At 49.3% G+C, this 20511-nt stretch carries 19 protein-coding genes and 1 tRNA gene; 13 read left to right on the forward strand and 7 right to left on the reverse strand.

Annotated features, from left to right (window positions below; all coding sequences use genetic code 11):
* Nucleotides 1–177 precede the first annotated feature (177 nt).
* From U2F10_RS32655 to U2F10_RS32670, 4 genes are all read left to right on the forward strand, one after another.
* Nucleotides 178–531, forward strand: coding sequence for a DUF1830 domain-containing protein (locus tag U2F10_RS32655; RefSeq protein WP_163702607.1), 354 nt, complete (start codon nucleotides 178–180; stop codon nucleotides 529–531).
* 268 nt (nucleotides 532–799) lie between these two features.
* The gene (locus tag U2F10_RS32660; RefSeq protein WP_499874402.1) at nucleotides 800–1234 is read left to right on the forward strand and encodes a DUF4079 domain-containing protein; all 435 of its coding nucleotides are present in this window, start codon (nucleotides 800–802) and stop codon (nucleotides 1232–1234) included.
* A 100-nt stretch (nucleotides 1235–1334) separates the two neighbouring features.
* Nucleotides 1335–1880: a hypothetical protein gene (locus tag U2F10_RS32665; protein ID WP_499874403.1), complete on the forward strand. Its 546-nt coding sequence runs from the start codon at nucleotides 1335–1337 to the stop codon at nucleotides 1878–1880.
* A gap of 33 nt (nucleotides 1881–1913) precedes the next feature.
* Nucleotides 1914–2675 (forward strand): ABC transporter ATP-binding protein, encoded by a 762-nt coding sequence (locus U2F10_RS32670; protein ID WP_499874404.1) that lies wholly within the window; start codon nucleotides 1914–1916, stop codon nucleotides 2673–2675.
* Between the two features lie 32 nt (nucleotides 2676–2707).
* Here the strand turns inward: U2F10_RS32670 and U2F10_RS32675 are convergent, their stop codons facing one another.
* On the reverse strand, nucleotides 2708–3451 hold the full coding sequence (locus U2F10_RS32675; RefSeq protein WP_163671397.1) for a winged helix-turn-helix domain-containing protein: 744 nt from the start codon (nucleotides 3449–3451) through the stop codon (nucleotides 2708–2710).
* Between the two features lie 517 nt (nucleotides 3452–3968).
* Between U2F10_RS32675 and U2F10_RS32680 the strand changes: the two genes are divergently transcribed.
* Nucleotides 3969–4217 carry a DUF6761 family protein gene (locus U2F10_RS32680; RefSeq protein ID WP_163671396.1) on the forward strand — a complete coding sequence of 83 codons (249 nt, stop codon included), beginning with the start codon at nucleotides 3969–3971 and terminating at the stop codon, nucleotides 4215–4217.
* Between the two features lie 81 nt (nucleotides 4218–4298).
* On the opposite strand, the gene grxD is transcribed toward U2F10_RS32680, so the two are convergent.
* The 3 genes from grxD to U2F10_RS32695 form a co-directional block, all read right to left on the reverse strand.
* On the reverse strand, nucleotides 4299–4622 hold the full coding sequence (gene grxD, locus U2F10_RS32685; RefSeq protein ID WP_006518443.1) for a Grx4 family monothiol glutaredoxin: 324 nt from the start codon (nucleotides 4620–4622) through the stop codon (nucleotides 4299–4301).
* A 165-nt stretch (nucleotides 4623–4787) separates the two neighbouring features.
* Complete coding sequence (locus U2F10_RS32690) at nucleotides 4788–5039, reverse strand: BolA family protein (protein WP_163671395.1); 252 nt, start codon at nucleotides 5037–5039, stop codon at nucleotides 4788–4790.
* Between the two features lie 182 nt (nucleotides 5040–5221).
* Nucleotides 5222–6268, reverse strand: a complete 1047-nt coding sequence (locus U2F10_RS32695) for a hypothetical protein (RefSeq protein WP_250565973.1) — start codon at nucleotides 6266–6268, stop codon at nucleotides 5222–5224.
* Nucleotides 6269–6458: 190 nt separating this feature from the next.
* On the opposite strand from U2F10_RS32695, the gene U2F10_RS32700 reads away from it, so the two are divergent.
* Nucleotides 6459–8558: a S8 family serine peptidase gene (locus U2F10_RS32700; RefSeq protein WP_250565490.1), complete on the forward strand. Its 2100-nt coding sequence runs from the start codon at nucleotides 6459–6461 to the stop codon at nucleotides 8556–8558.
* Nucleotides 8559–9063: 505 nt separating this feature from the next.
* Here U2F10_RS32700 and U2F10_RS32705 read toward each other — a convergent pair.
* Nucleotides 9064–9137 (reverse strand) — tRNA-Pro (locus U2F10_RS32705).
* Nucleotides 9138–9549: 412 nt separating this feature from the next.
* Here U2F10_RS32705 and U2F10_RS32710 point away from each other — a divergent pair.
* From U2F10_RS32710 to tsaA, 5 genes are all read left to right on the forward strand, one after another.
* On the forward strand, nucleotides 9550–10041 hold the full coding sequence (locus U2F10_RS32710) for a hypothetical protein (protein WP_163671392.1): 492 nt from the start codon (nucleotides 9550–9552) through the stop codon (nucleotides 10039–10041).
* Nucleotides 10042–10287: 246 nt separating this feature from the next.
* Complete coding sequence (locus U2F10_RS32715; RefSeq protein ID WP_499874405.1) at nucleotides 10288–11751, forward strand: phosphoglucomutase/phosphomannomutase family protein; 1464 nt, start codon at nucleotides 10288–10290, stop codon at nucleotides 11749–11751.
* 108 nt (nucleotides 11752–11859) lie between these two features.
* Nucleotides 11860–12417: a sigma-70 family RNA polymerase sigma factor gene (locus tag U2F10_RS32720; protein WP_163671390.1), complete on the forward strand. Its 558-nt coding sequence runs from the start codon at nucleotides 11860–11862 to the stop codon at nucleotides 12415–12417.
* Nucleotides 12414–13163 (forward strand): anti-sigma factor domain-containing protein, encoded by a 750-nt coding sequence (locus U2F10_RS32725; protein ID WP_499874407.1) that lies wholly within the window; start codon nucleotides 12414–12416, stop codon nucleotides 13161–13163. The genes U2F10_RS32720 and U2F10_RS32725 overlap by 4 nt, the downstream gene beginning before the upstream one ends.
* Nucleotides 13164–13248: 85 nt before the next feature.
* Nucleotides 13249–13992, forward strand: a complete 744-nt coding sequence (tsaA, locus tag U2F10_RS32730; protein ID WP_499874408.1) for a tRNA (N6-threonylcarbamoyladenosine(37)-N6)-methyltransferase TrmO — start codon at nucleotides 13249–13251, stop codon at nucleotides 13990–13992.
* A 50-nt stretch (nucleotides 13993–14042) separates the two neighbouring features.
* Here tsaA and U2F10_RS32735 read toward each other — a convergent pair whose 3' ends face one another.
* Together U2F10_RS32735 and U2F10_RS32740 are read right to left on the reverse strand one after the other, a co-directional pair.
* The gene (locus tag U2F10_RS32735) at nucleotides 14043–14363 is read right to left on the reverse strand and encodes an AzlD domain-containing protein (RefSeq protein WP_499874409.1); all 321 of its coding nucleotides are present in this window, start codon (nucleotides 14361–14363) and stop codon (nucleotides 14043–14045) included.
* Entirely contained in the window at nucleotides 14360–15091 is a 732-nt protein-coding gene (locus U2F10_RS32740) for an AzlC family ABC transporter permease (RefSeq protein WP_499874410.1), read from the reverse strand. Before U2F10_RS32740 ends, U2F10_RS32735 begins: the two co-directional genes overlap by 4 nt.
* Nucleotides 15092–15844: 753 nt before the next feature.
* Here U2F10_RS32740 and U2F10_RS32745 point away from each other — a divergent pair.
* Complete coding sequence (locus U2F10_RS32745; RefSeq protein ID WP_163696288.1) at nucleotides 15845–17161, forward strand: efflux RND transporter periplasmic adaptor subunit; 1317 nt, start codon at nucleotides 15845–15847, stop codon at nucleotides 17159–17161.
* 163 nt (nucleotides 17162–17324) lie between these two features.
* On the forward strand, nucleotides 17325–20495 hold the full coding sequence (locus tag U2F10_RS32750) for an efflux RND transporter permease subunit (protein WP_499874411.1): 3171 nt from the start codon (nucleotides 17325–17327) through the stop codon (nucleotides 20493–20495).
* Nucleotides 20496–20511: the final 16 nt, after the last annotated feature.

Consider the following 20511-nt stretch of genomic DNA (forward strand, 5'->3'; position numbering starts at 1 on the left):
AATTACGTTTTTTATTCGCAGATAGTAATAAAACTGATAAACCATCAAAGCTCCTTATGTTGAATGTGTAAAGTTTTCTGAAAACCTCATCGGTAGCAGCTTTTACAGTTGTTGGGGATCACTAAATGTTAGTGTTATGGATACTGTTGGCATCCCTCCACACTCTTTTCTCCTCCCATGACACAAATACTCGATCCCGTACCCTTTGATGATACGAAAACAGTCTTATGTTGCTATGTGAATGACTCTAGTAGGATTCAGGTAGCTAGAATTACAAATATTTCAAATTGGTATTTTGAACGTGTTGTTTTTCCAGGGCAACGATTAATGTTTGAATCACATATTAATGGGCAATTAGAGATTCATTCTGGCTCCATGGCAAGCTCTATTTTGGAAGATACAGTTCCCTGTTCGCGTCTAAGGATTGATAACGCAGAAGATATAGTGGGTGACGAGAGTCTTGGCTCAGCTTTGGATTTAGAAAGTGAGGCGTCAGCTGCCTTGAATGCGATGCAGCCGGTCCATGGTTAGTCCTCGTCATATCCGTTAGGCTCTTAGGCTCTACCACTAATGGTGATGCTGTCTCTAGCAATTGGTTAAATCGCTGCCTCAAGTCGTCACGTTTGGTATGTCACAGTTGAGCGGGCTAGAGGCAGGCTTGCACATCAGTTTTAGTTAACTCTTAGGCAGGCGATTGAGCTGGCCTAGCGGTACTGCTCTATGGTAAGGCTTACAAAGGTTCTGATATTTCTGGATAGGCTCGGAAATATCAGAACCTTTAGAGTTTAGGGTAGTGCGCATGGACTTGCCATCGTTTATTTGGTTGTGGCGTATTGCGGCCTGGTCTATGGGGCTCTCCGTCACGGTGTATGGAGGTTTGCTAATGACGGGTGGCCTTGTTTGGCATGCACGCACTCAGCACAAGCCTCAGCTTAGTTGGGTGAGAGTGATGCATTTTATGCTGGGCGGGGTACTGGTTGCTTTAGTGCTGTTATTGCTGAGTATTGGCATCATTGGCACGTTGGGCGAGCATGGAAATCTGGGACATTCCTGGCATTTGTGGGCCGGGCTGTCAGTTGTCGGTTTAGTGCTAGCGTCATTAGCGGCTGCTACTCAGATTTCCAGCCGCCCCTGGGCTCGTACCCTGCACGTGACACTCAATGCCTTACTTTTCGTTGCGTTTGCGGCGGTTAGCTACAGCGGTTGGGATGTGGTGCAGCAGTATTTGCCTTAGGGTATGTGAGCCTGGGATTTACCCGTGAATGGCAGCACAACAACCAGACTCTTTGAACTAATGTTACGCTCAAAATTTCGTGGCTTTTGAATCTATACCTATGTCTTCGGTGGATAAGCCTATTGACCGGTTTCGTATTTCACCACTCATTAAGGTGACATTACTGAGTTTTTATGTGGCGCTACTGTTACCGTTGCCGTTTCTGGCTCAGGCAACGGATGCACCAGTTAAACCTTGGATATTGGTTGTTCTAGCATTACTAGGGGCGATTTTTCTGGGGGCAGGGTTAAGTGAACAGGTGCAAACCTCCGACGAGGGGATTGCCCTGGTGTCACCGCTGCCCTGGCGTGGTTGGTCTTTGCAATGGTCTGAGATTAAAGCTCTAAAGCCACGTTCAACCGGACAGAATGGCACGGTCTATTACTTTATTACTGCAGCCGCTGACCGAGCTTATTTATTGCCAATGCGGGTGGTCGGGTTTGCTCGACTGGTGCGTACGGTGGAAGCAAAAACTGGGATTGATACTCAGGATGTAACACCGTTGGCGCAGCCATGGATGTACCTGTTTTTGCTGGTAATGACAGTCTTTTTGCTGTTGATGGACGCTTGGGCCGTGTGGACAGCTACCCACGGCGGTGTAGTTTGAAATAAATTAGTCAATTAGCCTGGGTAATGTGTTTTGCACAGCAGTCATGCCGTCCTAGAATTTACCGACGTGTCTTTGCGGGCCAATGTGGGTATGGGTCTATTGTTGGATCGCATATCGTTTGCGATCGCAGCCAAATCTCGCCTCGCCATTGTCGGACCATCGGGGGCAGGTAAAACGACACTGCTGCGACTCATGAACCGTCTCAGCGATCCGAGTGACGGTCAGATCACCTATCAACAGCAACCCCTCAAACACTATTCAGTGATAGACCTACGCCGCAAAGTTGGTCTGGTGATGCAAGATAGTACGCTACTGGACCAGTCTGTAGAAGAAAGCCTGTGTTACCCGGCCCGCCTGCGTGGCGTCGGTGCCGCCTCTGCCAGACGTACATTACAGCCGTGGCTAGAGCGGTTAAAAATTCCCCAAGATTGGCTAGGTCGTCAGGCGGTGGAACTATCGGTGGGGCAGCGTCAGCGGGTTGCGATCGCACGTACCTTGGCCACTGAACCTGACATCGTACTGCTCGATGAACCCACTGCTGCCCAAGATACCGGTTACGCCCAGTACTTGCTCAGCTATCTCGCCACCCTAGACAAGGTCAGTGCTGTCGTCATGGTCAACCACCAGCTAGAACTTATGAAAGATTGGGCCACCCATGTTTTATATGTGCAGGGGGGCAAACTGGTCAGCTACCAGCCGGTTCGGCAGGTGGATTGGGGGCGTTTAAAGCAAGCAATTGTAGACGCCCAAAAAGAAGACGATTGGGATGATGATTGGAACGAAAAATCGTAGAAACGTCCCTACAATTTTTAATTGAGATATCTTCAAACCGCATTGACGGCCTTAGCCACACCTACACCCACCGGATGATGGTTATGCGTATGCAACCGCTCAATATTCAACCGATACCCCACATTGCGTACGGTCTGAATAACACTTGGCTGGCGGGGATCCACCTCAATTTTTTTACGCAGCGATAACACGTGGGTATCAACCGTGCGGGGATTATCGATGGCATCGGGCCAAGCCCGTCGCAGTAAGTCAGCCCGGCTCAAAGGCGATCCTTCGGCTTGGGTAAGCACATACAACAAACTAAACTCTTGGGGTGTCAGGTCAATAAACTGCTCCTTAAAGCGCACCCGACGCTGTATTAAGTCGATATTCAAATCGCCATAGGTCAACGACGCAGGGGCCGTGATTTTACGATTGCGTCGCGTCAGCGCTTCGACTCTCGCCAAAAATTCTTGCATGCCAAAGGGCTTTTTTAGATAATCGTCAGCTCCGGCCTGTAACCCTGCCACCACATCCGGCTCACCCGACTTAGCAGATAGGATCATCACCAGAGGACGCCCTCGCTGCTGTAACCATTGGCAAAGCTCTAAACCATTACCATCCGACAGCTCTGTTTCCAGAATCACCAGGCTAGGCTGGGCCGTCTGAAAGGTTTCCTTAGCCCGCATAATGTCAGCAGACTGGTTCACTCGATAGCCTGCCTGTTGAAGATGCCAACTAAGTAGCGATCTCAGGTGAGGATTACCCTCAATAATTTGAATACACGTAGAGGCCACAGCTAATTGAGAAGCCCAGGCTTCATAACACTCTCGTAGAAGAGTATCAAAGACCTCAAGAATATTTTGTAGTTGCGGCTACGGGGCTGATGATGCGTCCGTATTTAGATCTGGTCTTTGGGTAGATACTCATATACCAATAATGCAACTATTACAGAGACGAAACCACCACAGTTAGCAATGTAAACCCGTTAGTCAACTCTATATAATTTGCAAAGGATCGAATAATGGCTCAAATTAAGCTGATAAAATCTTAGAAAGAATACTGAAAAAACAAAAAAAGTTTACATAAACCTGAGCGTTGGAATAAATAGTGCAAGAATAAATATAGCTGTATCTACCCCCTGCAATTCTAATTCTTACAACTGTTTTTCCGTCACTACATCGGTGATTCGTCTCCATCGGATAAATGTCGGTTATTTAGCAGAAAGTCGACTAGCAAGCCCCCCATTATTGACTCATCCACAGCGCTAGCAGATAGGTCCCGATCAAGCGGTTTAGAGGAGGCCCACACACAATGCTTCAAGATGCAAAAACAATTCGCTACTACCAGAGAATTACCGATGCCCTAGTGGATCAGTGGAATCGTGGATACCGTAATGACGACTTACGACGCTATCTCGAAGGGTATTTAGCAGCGCTCCGTCATTCGGATGCCCTAGAGCCCTATTTGATCCATCGTCTAGAGGATGAAGTAAATCGGTTTTTATTTGATTCCTCAAACTTCGTTACAGCACAACCCCAGCCCGAACATGACTATCGTTAATGTTTAGCTAGAAATTTTTTGCCAAATATTTCTTAGCGTTCAGGAGGACATCCATCAGCGATGCCCTCCTATTTCTATTATTTAAGATGCCAAAGCGACTTCAACCATTTCCTGTAGCTTGCCACTTTGATAGAGTTCGATCATGATGTCTGAACCACCAATAAATTCACCGCCGATATAAACCTGGGGAATCGTTGGCCAGTTGGAATATTCTTTAATGCCCTGACGGATGTCGTAATCTGCCAGCACATCGATGGTTTCATAAGGAGCACCCAAAGAGTTAAGAATTTGGGCAACATTGTTGGAAAACCCGCACTGGGGCATCAGCTTAGTACCCTTCATAAACACAAGAATTTTGTTGGATGCGAGCAAGCTGTCGATTTTTTCTTTGACTTCTGGAGACATGGCTATAGCACTCAATAACTAAGCTAACTGTTTGACGTCGCTGATTTACAGGATAAAGCTGTGGGGACACATGCTATTGGCCAGACCTTTTGAGCTTGAGTCCTTTTAAGAATCAGCAACGCCAGTTGTTCTATGTAATCTTATCGAACGATTTGTCCCATTGTGTTAACCCTGCTGGGCCCACTCCTCAGGAGTAAAGGTTTTAAGGGTCAGCGCATGGAGATCGCCCGTTACCATCGCTGCATTAACGCTGCCGTACACCAGCTGATGCTGTTTAACGAGATTGAGTCCCTCAAATGAGGTGGAGACGATCGTGGCTTGATAATGATCTTGAGTACCCGTTAGATCCTGGATGGTTACCTGGGCATCGGGTAGCTTTGCTTTAATCAGTTGCTCTACTTGGTTGGCAGGAATCATAGGAAAAAGTCTGTGAGAAAAATTCGAAGCTGCTTGATATAGACAGTGGGTGATGCTCAACATTAAACGTGAACAGCAGACACTGCCTACCCTAACTATCTTGACTTAGGTTCACCCTACTCGGCCAATCCATGTACATGGCCAATTGATGTACGTAAGATGGAGATAGCTGTTATGAGCACTTATTGCTCAGAGGAGGTTGCCGTCTCTTCATTGACAATGTAGGGCTGAGCGACAAACCCAATTTCAAGGAGCTGATCGTAAGCCTGCTGTCCCAGAGCACGGGTGGGGTTTTGGCTGCTAAGTACTTCCACTAATAGGGGGATAGCTAACGTAGGCTGCTGTTGTGCTTGATAGGCACGCGCTTGTTTTAAGGAGGCCTGATCCCTAAGCTCCGCTGCCTCCAGGGCTTGCTGACGCATCTCGTTGCTAACGCGACGGTCAATTCCTGAGAATGTGGTCAATAGACTTTGATAATAACCAGAAGATTGATTTAAGGTTTCCCTTGCAGCCTGTAGGCGCGCCACCGCAGTGGCGTAGTCAGCAGCAGCGTAGGCGGCATCCGCTTCATTAATCAAAAGTTCAGCCGCACGAATCCCCGTAGGACTATCCCCTTGATTCAGGGGTCGGGCGACGTTGGCAACGGCATTACTGGGATCTTCAGACCCTGTGCGGCGATAAGGTCGGCTGACAAAGCCCAGTTCAAACAATTGTTGATAGCCATCCAGACCTAGATCGCGGTTAGGCCCCTGGCTTTGTACAATTTCCACTAGCAGTGGAACGGCCAATTCTGCCTGCCCCTGGGCCCGATAGATCAGAGCCTGTCTATAGGTGGCCTGATCACGCATCTGGGCGGCATCACGGGCACTGATGCGCAAGCTACTGCTGATGTCTGCGTCCACCCCTGTAAAGGCTGCTGCAATATTTTGGTAGCTGTTGGACGTTTGGTTTAAAATTTCTCTGGCTTCTTGAAGTTTGAGGACGGCTAGATCATAGTCCTGACTCTCAATGGCGGCTTCTGCCTCTGCCATGAGGCCTTCCCCAGGTGCAATTCCTAAGCCTGCATCGATGTCTCCCTGAGCCAACAGAGTGGGGGAAGATAAAGTCTCCGTGGCGTCTGAGGTAGCTATGGAGGCTGCTGGGGCAACAGGAGCCAACAGAGCAAAACTAGCGGCTGCTCCTAAAAAGGAGAACATACCTGGTTGAACAATGTGTGATAAAGAAACCATGGGGCCGACTAAATTGATGACAAGGCAATTGATGACAAGGCGGGATAACAAAGCGTAACGATTTGGTTCACAGAGAGATCTAGGTTTTAGAACCCTAATATATCGTTACAGAGGTTATCAATACACAGATTTTAGATTTCCAGGCATTGTGCCTATTGTCAAAGTGGATGTTGTCCGTGAAGTACCTGAAATGACTACAGGAGAAAGCTTACAAGGGGTTAGCCCAGAGCAAGCAGGGGTGATTTTGCAACGGGGTGGCGAGGAACTCTTGCTCTATAAGGTGCACAACTGGCTGACAATTCGGATTGAAACCTTGGAAGAACAGTCGAGTTTGCTGGAGCACCTTAAGCAGGAATGGCGTCCCCTCGCTGTGAAATCAGTGGCGCGGGGACAGCTCATAGCCTTGAAGGTGCATCGTCAGCAGCTAGAGAACGCTCTACAGATGGCGCGCCAGTTGGACAGCATACGCTTTGCCAGTCATGTATATGAGTTAGCGGCCAGTCCTAAGACCCATATTTATTTACTGGATCAGCTCACTGTACAGTTTACGACTGAGTTCCCTTTAAGAACCATTGACGAACTCGCAAGGGAGCTAGGCCTTATCCGCGAAAAAGGATTGGATGGGACCGAACGTACCTATATTTTTCGGGTCACTAAGGCAGCAGCCGAGAATCCGATTAAACTAGCCAATCGCCTGATGCGTAATGCTCAGGTGTTAGTGGCTGAGCCCAATGTGGTCGTGTCTACAGCTCCCCTATATCGGCCCAAAGACTCGCTTTATAGTGAACAGTGGCATTTACAGCATCAAGGGGGACGTGGCCTGGCTTCAAAGTCCCATATTGATGCAGAAAAAGCTTGGGACATTACTCGGGGTAGCCGCTCAGTGGTGATTGCGGTAACCGATGATGCCTTTGATCTCAACCACCCAGATTTACAAGGCATGGGGAAATTAGTTGCTCCGTCCGATCTGAAGCATCGTGATGGTTTACCCATGCCTAGTCAGGCCCATGAAAATCATGGTACAGCGGTGGCTGGCTTAGCCGTGGCAGAAGAAACCGGTAGTGGTGTTGTGGGGGTGGCTCCAGGCTGTAGCTTTATGCCGATTCAAACGACTGGGTATCTCGACGATGAATCGATCGAGCAGCTGTTTGAAGGGGCGGTTAGTCGGGGCGCATCCGTGATTTCCTGTAGCTGGTCCCCCGCAGCGGTTTATTTCCCCCTGTCGCTGCGCCAGCGTAATGCCATTAATCGCGCTGCTACCAAGGGACGTAATGGTAAAGGGTGTGTGGTGCTGTTTTCAGCTGGCAATGCCAACCGACCGTTAAACGGCAAGGTGCGTGAGCTCGGCTGGCCTAAAAATGCCTTACGGGGAGTGACCCAATGGCTGGGTGGGTTTGCAATGCATCCGGATGTGATCACAGTGTCAGCCAGCACTAGCTTGAATCAGAAAGCCGTCTACAGCAATTGGGGCAAACATGTCTCTGTGGCAGCACCCAGCAATAATGGACCGCCGAGTATGGCGTTACCAGATGTAGGACAGGTGGAAACCGGGCCTTTAGTGAACGGATCGTTTGCTGGTTTGGGCATGACCACCGCCGATCGCACAGGTAGGACGGGGTATAGCCGGACCAGCTATACCAGTTCATTTGGTGGTACATCGAGTGCTTGTCCTGTCGTGGCAGGCGTGGTGGGCTTGATGCTATCAGCCAATCCAGACTTGGATGCGGGTGAGGTGAAGCAAATTTTGCAAGATACTGCCGACAAAATTGAAGACAAAACGCCTGATCCTCAGCTGGGATTGGCCTATGGCAGCTACGACAATCGTGGCCATTCTCTATGGTTTGGCTATGGGAAAGTGAATGCTTACAAGGCAGTTAAAGCAGCTCAAGATCGGCATCTGGCCCATCGCCGTCTCAGCAAGGTGATTGAACGGACAAGTGCCGTTACCTTAACTATCCCAGCTGATAGAACCGCGATGCAGAAGGCTGGGATTACGATCAATCAGCGAGGGACGCTGCAAGATATTCAAATTTATGTAGAGATTCGCCATGGCTTTTTGGGAGATCTGTCCATTGCAGTGATGTCGCCCCCAGGAAAATCCGTGTTATTGCAAGGACGTACATTGGGGCGACAAACCCAGTTACGCAAGACCTATACCTTTGAAAATACGCCTGCCTTAAGTTTGTTGATGAACGCTGGGATACATGGACGTTGGCAGCTCAAAATTTTGGACCATAGTGAAACTCACCAGGGACAATTGTTACAATGGTCACTAAAGCTAGGCATTTAGCAGAGATACGTACGCCAATTGTCGTGCAAATAAAAACCTTATTATTTGAGGCTCTGAGCTTACGCTATATATGGTTGGAGGGGTTAGTAACACAGCTTACTCATTTTTTTGCTGAGGATGCTAAATTTATGGGTATGACGCTTTTATTAGCGCAATACCCACTACCAACATAAATATATGTTGCTGGCTTACTGGTGATATCTACATGTCCTGCGTAGGTAGTAGTTACTACCAGTTTTTTGGGGGATATTACTACACTGCCTCAAGTATCGAGACATCAGGGTTTGATTGAACAGACTTACTAGCGTTGATAGGGATGCTAGTTAAATGTGTGAGCGAGTGTTTGTGATTGATATGACAAAATCTGTAGCTATTTCTGGATGGATATCAGAAGTTATGGGTTTGTCGGCTAGATTATTCCATTTTTTTAGGACAGCTGAACTAGCAGTCCAGCTGTCTGGCAACTCTTAGTACGCATGCACATGCCAGTTGATCAGTTACAAAATCGGGATGACTGGATTCGAACCAGCGGCCCCTTCGTCCCGAACGAAGTGCGCTACCAAACTGCGCTACATCCCGTCTCAGCTCACCTTAAGCAATCGCTAATTCAAGTGATTTATACCTGAATTATTGCTACAGGTTATTACTGCTACCAAACTAGGTTATCACACTCACTTTTAGAGTGAATTATTAGTTCATGCTAATAGGCATAACTTAGAGGGAAACGTAGTAAATCTGAGATATGCACTATGATTGCCAAGGGCTTTACTGATTTTTCAAGGTTCTAAGCCTATGTTCGTTAGTTTCTTTATATATCTAACGTTTCAATTTGGTTTCATATGTGCATCCTTACCCTAAGGGTGTGAGTTGTTCCCACTTTACTGACACACTATTCATGTTGCTGTTGCTATGCGCTGCGATTTGATACAGACAGGTAAGGAATTACTGAGTCTGCCAATGTAGCGAAAGTTAACCGCTTAGGAGACCATCCGTGTTTGCTCTCAATATTGACTGTTCACCCACTGCCGATGCATTAGAGGCAGATGTACTGAACATAACTAATGTCCCTACGGGGTTTGATTTTCAAGTTTTGAAGCCATTGGAAATGGTAACAAGCCAGTTTGCCGGGGTGAGTTTTGGATGTGCGATCGCACTGATCCCTTCTAACCCCAGGTTTGTGGCACGAGTAGGAGAGCGGATAATCATGCCAACGGGTAATGACAACCGCTTGTCCATCGCCCTAGACGACGACGTCGACTCCTTCTGCCTCTGGGGGCGTTGCACACAACCCATGGTGCTCAAGGTATTAGAAAGTGGCGGCAAGGTGCTGCAAATCCACAGCGATAAGGCCTTCCGGTGGCCCAATAGCTCAGAAACGGCCCTGCTACCTCTCCAGATTCTAAAACTAGAGAATATGAGTAATATCGCCATGATCGAGCTCTTTGCCGATGCGCCATTTACCATTGAAGGACTTTCTGTATAAGGACGCTCTGTGTAGCGAGCTATACCTACTAATGCTGCCGTGGTTGCGGCATTTGCTCAAATTTGCTGTCTAGGCAACTCTTCAGAGCACTCGTCAGTCTATTTCAGTAAGGCTAGGTTCGAAAAATACTGTGTTATGGGGCTTTCCCCTCTGGCATTTGCTAAGGGCACTGTTTAAACTGCTGAGGGGATCAGGATCTCCCTTAGCATCTGTGAATTCCTTAGATGTGGCATTACTGAAATCATTATGGCAACCGCATTATCTCCATCGGTATTTGTAGGTAAATCGATTAAGTTTGGTACAGATGGTTGGCGTGGCATGATTGCCGCCGACTTTACCTTTGAGCGTGTTGAGCTAGTGGCCGCTCTGTCCGCTAAAGTTCTCGAAGACTATTTCGGCAGCAACGGCAGCCGTACAGTGATTGTGGGTTACGACCGCCGTTTTCTATCCCCTGAATTTGCAGGCCATGCCGCTGAGGCAATTGCCCAGGCTGGTTACGACGTATTGTTATCTGAATGTTTTGCACCCACCCCTGCCTTTAGCTGGGCGGCTCACGAAAAAAGCGCGTTGGGTGCCATTGTGATCACGGCTAGTCACAACCCCGCTGCCTACTCTGGCTTAAAGGTTAAAGGTGCATTTGGCGGTTCCGTTTCCCCCGATGTCACTAAGAAAGTAGAGTTGATGCTGCCCCAGGGGAAGCCCGTGGCTGATAAGCCGGGCACAATTACATCTTTTGATCCCTGGCCTAGTTACTGTCAAGCACTTCAGGGCATGGTGGACATCGACGCTATTCGCTCTGCCATTGCTGATGGCCAGCTAACGCTGTTTGCAGATGTGATGCATGGTTCTGCTGCAGGCGGGTTTGAAAAAATCCTTGGCATGCCCATCCATGAAATTAATGGCGACGCAGACCCTCTGTTTGAAGGGGGGGCTCCTGAGCCCTTGCCCAAGTATATTCCCAAGCTCTACAAGGCCATCAAAGAGCGTTACCAGTCTGGTGGCAAAGGTTTGACGGTCGGTATTATCTTCGATGGTGACAGTGACCGGGTAGCTGGCATGGATGGCCAGGGCGAGTTTTTGAGCTCCCAGGTACTCATTCCTATTTTGATTGAGCACCTGAAGGAACGCCGTAGTTTTGAGGGTGAAGTGATCAAAACCATTAGCGGCTCTAACCTGATGCAAAAGGTCGCTGAGCTCCATGGCCTATCGGTGCATGAAACGCCCATTGGCTATAAGTACATTGCCGATCGCATGCTAGAAACTAAGGTGTTAATCGGCGGTGAAGAATCTGGCGGCATTGGCTATGGCCATCACATTCCTGAGCGAGATGCGCTGTTATCGGCGCTGTATCTGCTAGAGGCTGTGGTGAAAAGTGGTAAAGATTTTGGTCAGCTGCACCAGGCTTTACGCCAGCAGACTGGTTTCACAGGAGCCTATGATCGGATTGACTTGCCCCTGGCCAATATGGATGTGCGGGCTAAGCTGCTGGACCAACTCCAAAATGCTACACCGACTGAAGTTGCCGGTAAGGTCGTAGGTGATGTGCTTTCCATTGATGGTTATAAGTTCACCCTGGCGGATGGCAGCTGGTTATTGATTCGCTTTAGTGGCACCGAGCCAGTACTGCGTCTCTATTCCGAAGCAGCCACCCTTGAAGAAGTGCACAAGCACTTGAACTGGGCTAAGGATTGGGCTAATTCAGTGGGCTAGTCCTTTATTTGGATTGGTTTAAACTGAGATGAGGATCATGTCCCTTGGGGTGTGGTCCTTTTTATATACTCGTTAGGTAGGCGGTCAATTACCCCAGTACCCTAATACATGGCTCGTTTTTCTACAGATGCTTCTGATAGTGAGTTAATTCGTAGCTTGAGAGCTGGACACCAGGAAGCACTTACTGTTCTCTACGATCGCTATGGTGGCTTAGTTTATACGGTTGCCTTGAGATTTTTAAAACAACCCGCTGAAGCTGAAGACCTCACCCAGGAAATATTTTTTAATTTTTGGAAACAGGATAAGTATGACCCTAATCGGTCTGTCTTAAGTACGTATCTAAGCCTGGTGACTCGCTCGCGAGCCTTAGATCGAATTGCTAAGCGCAGTACCCAAAAGCGTTCTCTACAGCAATTAAAATCCTTACCGGATCGCACCATAACGCCCCTGGAAAATGCCACCTTATCAGAACAGCAAGAAACCTTGCGACAAGCCCTCTCACAACTTAAAGATCAGCAGCGTCAGGTTCTAGAAATGAACTTTTATCAGGGCATTAGCCATGCAGATATTGCTCGACAGTTAAATATGCCTTTGGGAACTGTAAAAACGCGAGCGCGTCAGGGGCTCATTGAACTGAGGAAGCGATTAGGGGATGTGGTTGAATGATGAGCAACAACAGGCCCGGTCCGTTGCCAGAAGAAAAATATATGTTGCTCTCAGGTTATGTGCTGGGGGACTTAACCTCGGAAGAGGTGGAGCAGGTGGAGCAGCTGGCCCTTGATGATCCGGCAGTTTTGAAAGAATTGCATTCTCTGGAGGCGAGTTTTGAGCTGCTGCCCCAAGGATTAACGCAGATATCGCCACCGGCAAGTTTACGGGAGCGGTTTTTTGTACCCTCTAAGTCACTTGAAACGGCACCTGTTTTGCCCCAGGGTTCTAAGGGAGTTATTTGGAAAATTTTGGTGGGGCTGGCTGCGATCGCAACCCTAGCCCTAGCCACTGACAATCTAAGACTACGGCAGCAACTGGCCCAACAGCTCGAAGAAGATCGAGTGGCTGCCATTTTACAACAGCCCAACAGTCGGCTAATTGCGTTGACGGGCAATGGCACCAACGCGGCTGGCACACTATTATTTACCCCCGGTAATTGGCAAGAGGTGATTGTCTCATTAGGCGATTTGCCACCGCTGCCACCAGACGAGGTTTATCGGATGTGGTTAGCGTTAGAGAACGGAACAGTTATTTACTGTGGTGAGTTTGATACGGGAGACGATGGTTCTATATTTGTCAGATTTACCCCCAATGAAACACCACCGGAGGGGGTAAAAACCACAGAGTTATTTGTCACCATTGATGGCCGTCAAACGGACCCTGACCCTTCGGGTGTGCGGGTAATGACGGGGGCAATTTAAGGGCGTGAATTTAGGCAATGTAGGGGCGTTACATGCAACGCCCCTACATCGATTATGCTTGGGAGGTGTTTGATGCCGCTGTCTGATGGTTGCCGAGGTTACGTTTACCCCCATAGCTTATATTCAATCTTGTTATCCCGATCGATTTGGCATTCCTCGGCAGGCGGGGTTGGTAGAGTCGGCCTACGCAGATATTGTTTTTGAGGCTACAGAAGAGAATAAATTAGCACTGCGGGGCATCCAGGAGTTTTCTCATCTGTGGGTTTTGTTTATATTCCATGGGCAATCCTACGGTGATTTTAAGCCCCTGGTGAGACCCCCACGCTTAGGGGGTAATAAGAGTGTTGGCGTCTATGCCACCCGTAGCCCCAACCGCCCCAATGCCATTGGCATGAGTGCTGTCAAACTGTTGGGAATGACTGAAAAGAAGAGAAAATTGCGTTTGCAGGTGCAGGGAGGAGACTTTTTAGATGGTACGCCGGTTATTGATGTCAAACCCTATGTGCCCTATGCAGATGCAATTCCCACAGCTGATGGAGCCTGGACGGTGGAGCAGCAAATATTGTTGCCAGTGCGCTGGAATAACAACGCTGAATCAGTTTTAATTGAAAGCCTAGAGCCTGAACCAGAGAAACTACGCCGTTTAATTGAAGAGACCCTAGCGCAGGATCCACGTCCAGGATATGAACGTGGAAAAGATGGCCGAGAGGGGCAGCGCTGGAATATGCAGGTCAGCCATTACAGCGTCTTTTGGACCGTGAAAAATGGCATAGCTGAAGTTGTGAAGTTAGAGTGGGTTGGGAGGAGACCTACCCCGGAAACCCTGTAGGGGCAGTGCCTTGTGCCTGCCCAGAGATAACATACGCCTATGCTGCGATGTCAACTAAAAAGAGTTTGCCACACCAAAAAGACTCCCATGCCGACAAGAATTGTTAGCAGCAGATTCTTTCTCCAAAGCCCCACCCCTAACGCAGCTAGAGCACCCATCAGACGCGGATTACCCACCCCGAGCCAAAGGCTATCGCCTTCTATGAGGACACTGGGGACAATAATGGCAGTTAATACCGCCGGAGGGACATAGGTTAGGGCCTGCAATAGTCGAGGTGGCAAGGTAATGTGACCACTCATGGCGAGGAGCGGGTAGCGAATCAAGAAGGTGACAAGGGTCATGCCGCCCAGCAGTAGTACTTCGTTCGTCATAGTTCTTCTTTGAGCTTCTTTGAGTAGTTTTCGAGTAGGACACCCACAAGGATGCCTGCGATCGCAGCGACCATCAGACCCAATTGATGGGGCAAGCCTCGGGCGAGCAGAGCCGTAACGCCTGCCGTGACAACCGTAGCCACCATGGGTCGATTCGTTAAATAGGGAATTGTCATGCCAATAAAGGTGGCGACCATGGCAAAGTCCAACCCCCAGGCACTGGCATTGGGAATGCTTTGCCCCAGGGTTAGCCCCAGCAGGGTGCAAAGCTGCCAGTTAACATACATGGCCAGAGCTGAGCCCAACTGAAACCAATGTTTGTGAGGGGATGGATCATCCTGGCGATAGCGTTGGATGGCCACCATAAAATTTTCATCAGTCAGCCAAAACCCCAACGGTAACTTCCATGTCTGGCTGAGGTGTTTGACATAGGGAACAAGGCTGACAGCATAGAGCAAGTGCCGCAGATTGACCACCCAGGTCGTCAGAATGATGATGCCGAGAGGGGTACCTGCTGCCAATAGCCCCAAGGCAATAAACTGGGACGAACCAGCAAAGACAACGGCTGACATACCCATCGCCCCCCCAAAGGAGAGTCCGCTGGACTGAGCCAGGGTACCAAAGATAATGCCAAACGGAATTGCGCCGACGATCAGGGGGATAGTTTGCCGAGCCCCCGCCCAAAACTCATGCCAGGGACGCTGGGTCAGCTTAGAGACCATAGTCATGGGAATATCTAATGCAAGATCACCCAAAGCTTAGATCGGCTTAACTAGGCCTGTCTTGAACGTTTTTGCACTAAATGACGCTCATCGAGAAAGTAATCATCACCAGAGGAATAGGCATCTTCTTTTGAGTAGCTAGAGTCCACTATAAATTGAGGGGGTCTAGCAGCAGATGTTGTCAGGGGAATATCGGTAATACATGATACACACCTAAAAAATCGGCCCTGACTGCCTGAAAATTAACTGTGAGATCGCTAATATCCCTGGCCCACCAGCATTGACTGAATACAATCCTGATCATGAATGCCACTCATGGGATTCCATCAAAAAAACACGCCCCATAAAAAAATAGATATGCGCTATGGTGGACCATATCAGGCCCTAGTACAGCGTTTACTAGGCGTTTGACTTATTCAACCTGCACCAGTCGCGTTTTTTGTTGTACGGAGTTTTTTGAGAGTTACTTTCTAGCCTATTTTTAGTCCCACAAGAGAATTTAAACACAACGTTGTTGTAATTGTTCAATGCCATGGGGCATCCGTTAAATTGAACGATGGTTTGTCTTTTGGTCCTTAGGTGATCCAATTGTTTTTCCACCTGTTTATTGTCTGAACATTATCCGAACTTCGGTTTGAATCTGTCAAAGTTCGATAATATGGAACTATCGACCAAGGATCGCTGCTAGCGGCTCCTGTCAGTTTTTTAGCTTTTATGACTTCACACTCTGGTTCTTCAACAGCATTAGAGACATCCTCCATGCAGTCCTCCTCTGTGTCATCTCAGGTCCCAAGTCAGCGTAACTGGTTGATTTGGCTGGCAACTTTGATTGTGTTGGCTGGAGGAGGCTTTGCACTGTGGCTATTGTTAGGTAGAGGTGGCGGACCATCGGGTATGCCCATGGGGGGTGCTGTTCCTGTCACAATAGAACAGATGCGGCCAGAAACGTTACGCGATCAGGCTACGTTTGTTGGCACGTTAGACGCCCAAGCGGGGGTGGTGCTACAGCCGGAAGCCGATGGTCGGATTACTCGCATCTATGTTTCATCAGGTGATCAGATAGCGGCAGGTGATCCCATTATGGAACTGAGTGCCGATCGCTCTCAAGCTGAGCTGAGTGCAGCGTTGGCCAGTGTCAGTGCAGCGCAATCGGCTCGGGATAACTCTCGGGCCCAACTGCAATCGTTGGTGGCGCAGCGTATTCGCATAGAAGCAGATGTGAAGTTGCAAAATACTGAATTTGGGCGTACACAACGTCTTGTGGAGGCAGGGGCTCAGTCGCAGCAGGAACTGGATGAGGTAGAACGCGATCGCGACGCGGCCATTGCGTCTTTAGAGGCTGCCACAGAGGAAATTGAGGCGGCTCAGGCAAGTCTGAGCCAGGCCGAGGCATTTCTAGAACAGTCCCAAGCCACAGCAGAGGCCACCCGTGAAGACTTGCTGGATAAAACGGTGACCGCACCGATTGCCGGTGTAGTTGGCGATATTCCAGTGGAACTGGGGGATTATGTGCAAGTGGGGGGGACATTGACCACCATCACCCAAAATGAAGTGCTGGAGCTGGAGATAGATATTCCTGCTGAACAGCTTGGTGAAATTCAACTGGGCATGCCGGTGGAGCTACTGACCTTTGGCGCTGGTGAACCCGTGGCTACTGGTGCTCTAAGTTTCATTTCACCTCAAACAGATGTCTCAACCCAAACCGTATTGGCAAAGGCTCGGTTTTCGAATTTAGCAGGCAATTTACAGGATAACCAGCGCGTAGACGTGCGCGTTATTTTAGATGAACGTCCTGGTCTATTGATTCCAGCGACGGCCATTACCCGTTTAGGGGGACAATCCTTTGTTTATGTAGCAGCTGATGCACCACCGCCAGAAGATGGGCAGCCCCCCATTGAGGGACCGGTTGCTCAGCTACGACCAGTTACATTGGGCGCTATGCAGGGCAACAACTTTCAAGTGCTAGAGGGTCTCTCCGCTGGAGAAGAGATTGTGACCACTGGTCTATTAAATTTGCAGGACGGTGTGCCGATTACTCCCCAGGAAGAAGCGGCTGAGGCCGGTGTATCTCCTTAAGTCTGTTGTTGGATCATTTCAAGTCCTCTTCCGCCCAGGGGAAGTACAGGACTACCCCATACGTCTAGGGTAGGTACAAGACCAGCCCCTACGTTGCCTTTTTTGCCTAAGCAATTAACAGTACAAGACCAGCCCCTACCCCCCACCCTATTGGCATCTTTCCATGGTCAACTATTTTATTAAGCGGCCTGTTTTTGCCACCGTCTGCGCCATTATCATTCTGTTGATTGGTGCGGTGAGCATTCCTACGCTGCCCATTGCCCAGTATCCAGACATTAGTCCCACCCAGGTTAATGTAACGGCCACCTATATTGGTGCCGATGCCGAAACCGTTGAGAAAGCCGTCACCACCGTGTTAGAGCGGGAGATTAACGGGGTGGAAGGGATGCGCTATATTTCTTCCAACAGTAGTAATAGCGGCATTAGCAATATTGTCGTCACCTTTGACGCCAGCCGCGACAAGGATATTGCAGCCGTTGACGTGCAAAACCGGGTGTCGCTGGCAGAGCCCCAGCTACCGGAAGAAGTGCGGCAGACCGGTGTGGTCGTGTCCAAGCAGAACAGCAATATTCTGCTGGGCATGAGTTTGTTTTCAGAGGATGGCACGTTTGACAGTGTGTTTTTAAGTAACTACGCCGATTTATACATTGTGGATGCCCTGCGACGGGTGCCCGGTGTTGGGGATGTGGTTATCTTTGGCGAACGTACCTATGCGATGCGACTGTGGTTAGATCCGCAGCGTTTGGCCAGACGAGAGCTGACGGCTGATGATGTAGTCCAGGCTTTGCAAGAACAGAATATTCAGGTGGGTGCGGGTCAAATTGGTCAGCCTCCCTCACCGGAAGACCAAACCTTCCAGATTGACCTGCGGGCTGTCAGCCGTTTACAGGAAGTCTCTGAGTTTGAAGAACTGGTCATTCAAACCGGAGAGAATGGCGCTTTGGTAAAACTCAAGGATGTGGGACGAGCTGAGCTGGGGGCAGAAAGCTATAACACATTCCTGCGATTTAATGGCAATGAATCGGTAGGTCTTGGTATTTTCCAACTGCCGGGCAGTAATGCCTTGCAGGTGGCCCAGGGTATACGAGATGTGATGGCAGAGCTGGCGGACGAGTTTCCCCAGGGCATGGAGTACGGTGTTGGTTTCGACACGACAGAGTTTGTCCGCCAGTCTCTTGCTCGCGTAGTCTGGACGCTGGTTCAGGCAGTGGGTCTGGTGGTGCTGGTGATTTACCTCTTCCTCCAGGACTGGCGAACGACGCTTATTCCGGCGATTACCATTCCGGTGGCTCTGATCGGTACCTTTGCCATTGTTAAAATCTTTGGCTTTTCCATCAACAGTCTGACGCTGTTTGGTCTCACCCTGGCCACAGGGATGGTGGTGGATGATGCCATTGTGGTGGTGGAAGATATTGCCTCGAAGATTCAGAATCGGGGCATGTCGCCGAGGCTGGCGGCGGTGGAGGCGATGCGGGAGCTGACCGGGGCGGTGATTGCCACATCCCTAGTGCTGATGGCGGTGTTTATTCCGGTGGCGTTTTTCCCAGGGACTACGGGGGCGCTATATCGGCAGTTTGCACTGACCATTGCGTTTGCGATCGCACTCTCCACTTTCAACGCCCTGACCCTCACCCCCACCCTGGCCGGTTTGCTGCTGCGCCAACATACCGGCAGCCACGGCTGGCTAGACATTATCTTCAATCCCTTTAACCGTTTACTTGACAATATACGCGCCCAGTATGGCGGTGCCCTACAGATTCTCAACCGGTTCAAAGTCTTTGTTTTAGCAGCATTTGTAGCATCTTTGGTATTGACCGGCTGGCTATATAACAGTGTGCCATCAGCGTTTTTACCCGATGAAGACCAGGGGTATTTCATTACCTTGATCCAGGGTCCAGAGGGGTCTTCCCTAAACCAGACCAGTAAGGTCATGCGTCAGGTGGAAGAAACCATTTTGGCCCAGGACGGTGTACGAGCCACATTTGCTGTGGGTGGATTTAGCTTTAACGGTAACACTGCTAACAACGGTGTCGTCTTCACGACGCTAGAACCTTGGGAAGAGCGACCACCGGGCATAACATCCTTTAGTTTGATTGGTCAGCTTTTTGGCGAATTTAGCAGCATTACTGAAGCGCGTGTCTTTCCGGTAAACCCACCCTCTATTCAAGGTTTAAGCAGCTTTAGCGGTTTCCAGTTTCAACTACAGGATCGACGTGGCAATCTGACCATCGATACCCTGGTGCAAAACATGTTTGGCCTGCTGGGCGCAGCCAATCAACACCCTAACCTCAATGCAGTGTTTAGCACCTATGCAGCGAACTCTCCTCTGATTGAGATTGATGTCGATCGCGATAAGGCTAAAGCACTGGATGTGGACATCGACGAAGTCTTTGGCACATTGCAGACATATCTCGGGTCGCGTTACGTTAACGACTTTACGTTGCAGGGACGCACCTATCGGGTATATGTTCAGGCCGATCAGCAATATCGTTCAGCTCCAGACGATATCAACAAACTCTATGTCCGTTCTAACAATGACGTGATGATTCCCATGGGTAGTCTGGTGAGTCTGAGTGAGACCACTGGAGCCCAAACGATTAACCATTACAACCTCTTCCGCTCTATTGAAATTAATGGTGCGGCGGCACCTGGTGTCAGTTCTGGTGTGGCCATTGACACCATGGAAGAGGTCGCCGCTCAAGTATTGCCAGCCAGCCTTGGCTATGAGTGGACGGGCAGTGCATTAGAAGAGATTGAATCGGGTAGTCAGGCTCCGATTATCTTTGGCTTGGGGATTATCTTTGTATTCCTGGTATTGGCAGCCCAGTACGAGAGCTATGTGGACCCGGTGATTATTCTCTTTGCGGTACCGCTAGCGGTATTTGGGGCGTTGCTAGCTCAGTCGATGCGAGGATTACCGAACGATGTATATTGCCAGATTGGTTTGGTAATGTTGATTGGTTTAGCCAGTAAGAACTCGATTTTGATTGTGGAGTTTGCCAATCAGCTGCGCGACCAGGGGTTACCCATTGTCAAGGCGTCGTTAGAAGCCGCTCAGTCAAGGATGCGACCAATTTTGATGACCGCAATTTCCACACTGAGTAGTATTTTCCCACTGGTAATTGCAACAGGTGCGGGCGCGGGTAGCCGTCAGTCGTTGGGGACAGCGGTATTTGGCGGCATGTTTGTGGCAACCTTCTTGAGTTTGTTTGTGGTGCCGATTTTGTACATCATCGTGAAGAGTTTAAGCGAACAGTTTAAGCCTCCGAAGGGTCCAAATGATGGTGAACAGATGGCTGTTTATGAGAGAAAAATGACGGGAACAGGCGTTTAACCCCCCCGATTACAGC

The sequence above is a fragment of the Leptothoe sp. EHU-05/26/07-4 genome (assembly GCF_043421015.1).
GTDB classification, from domain to species: Bacteria; Cyanobacteriota; Cyanobacteriia; order Phormidesmidales; family Phormidesmidaceae; genus Leptothoe; species Leptothoe turfae.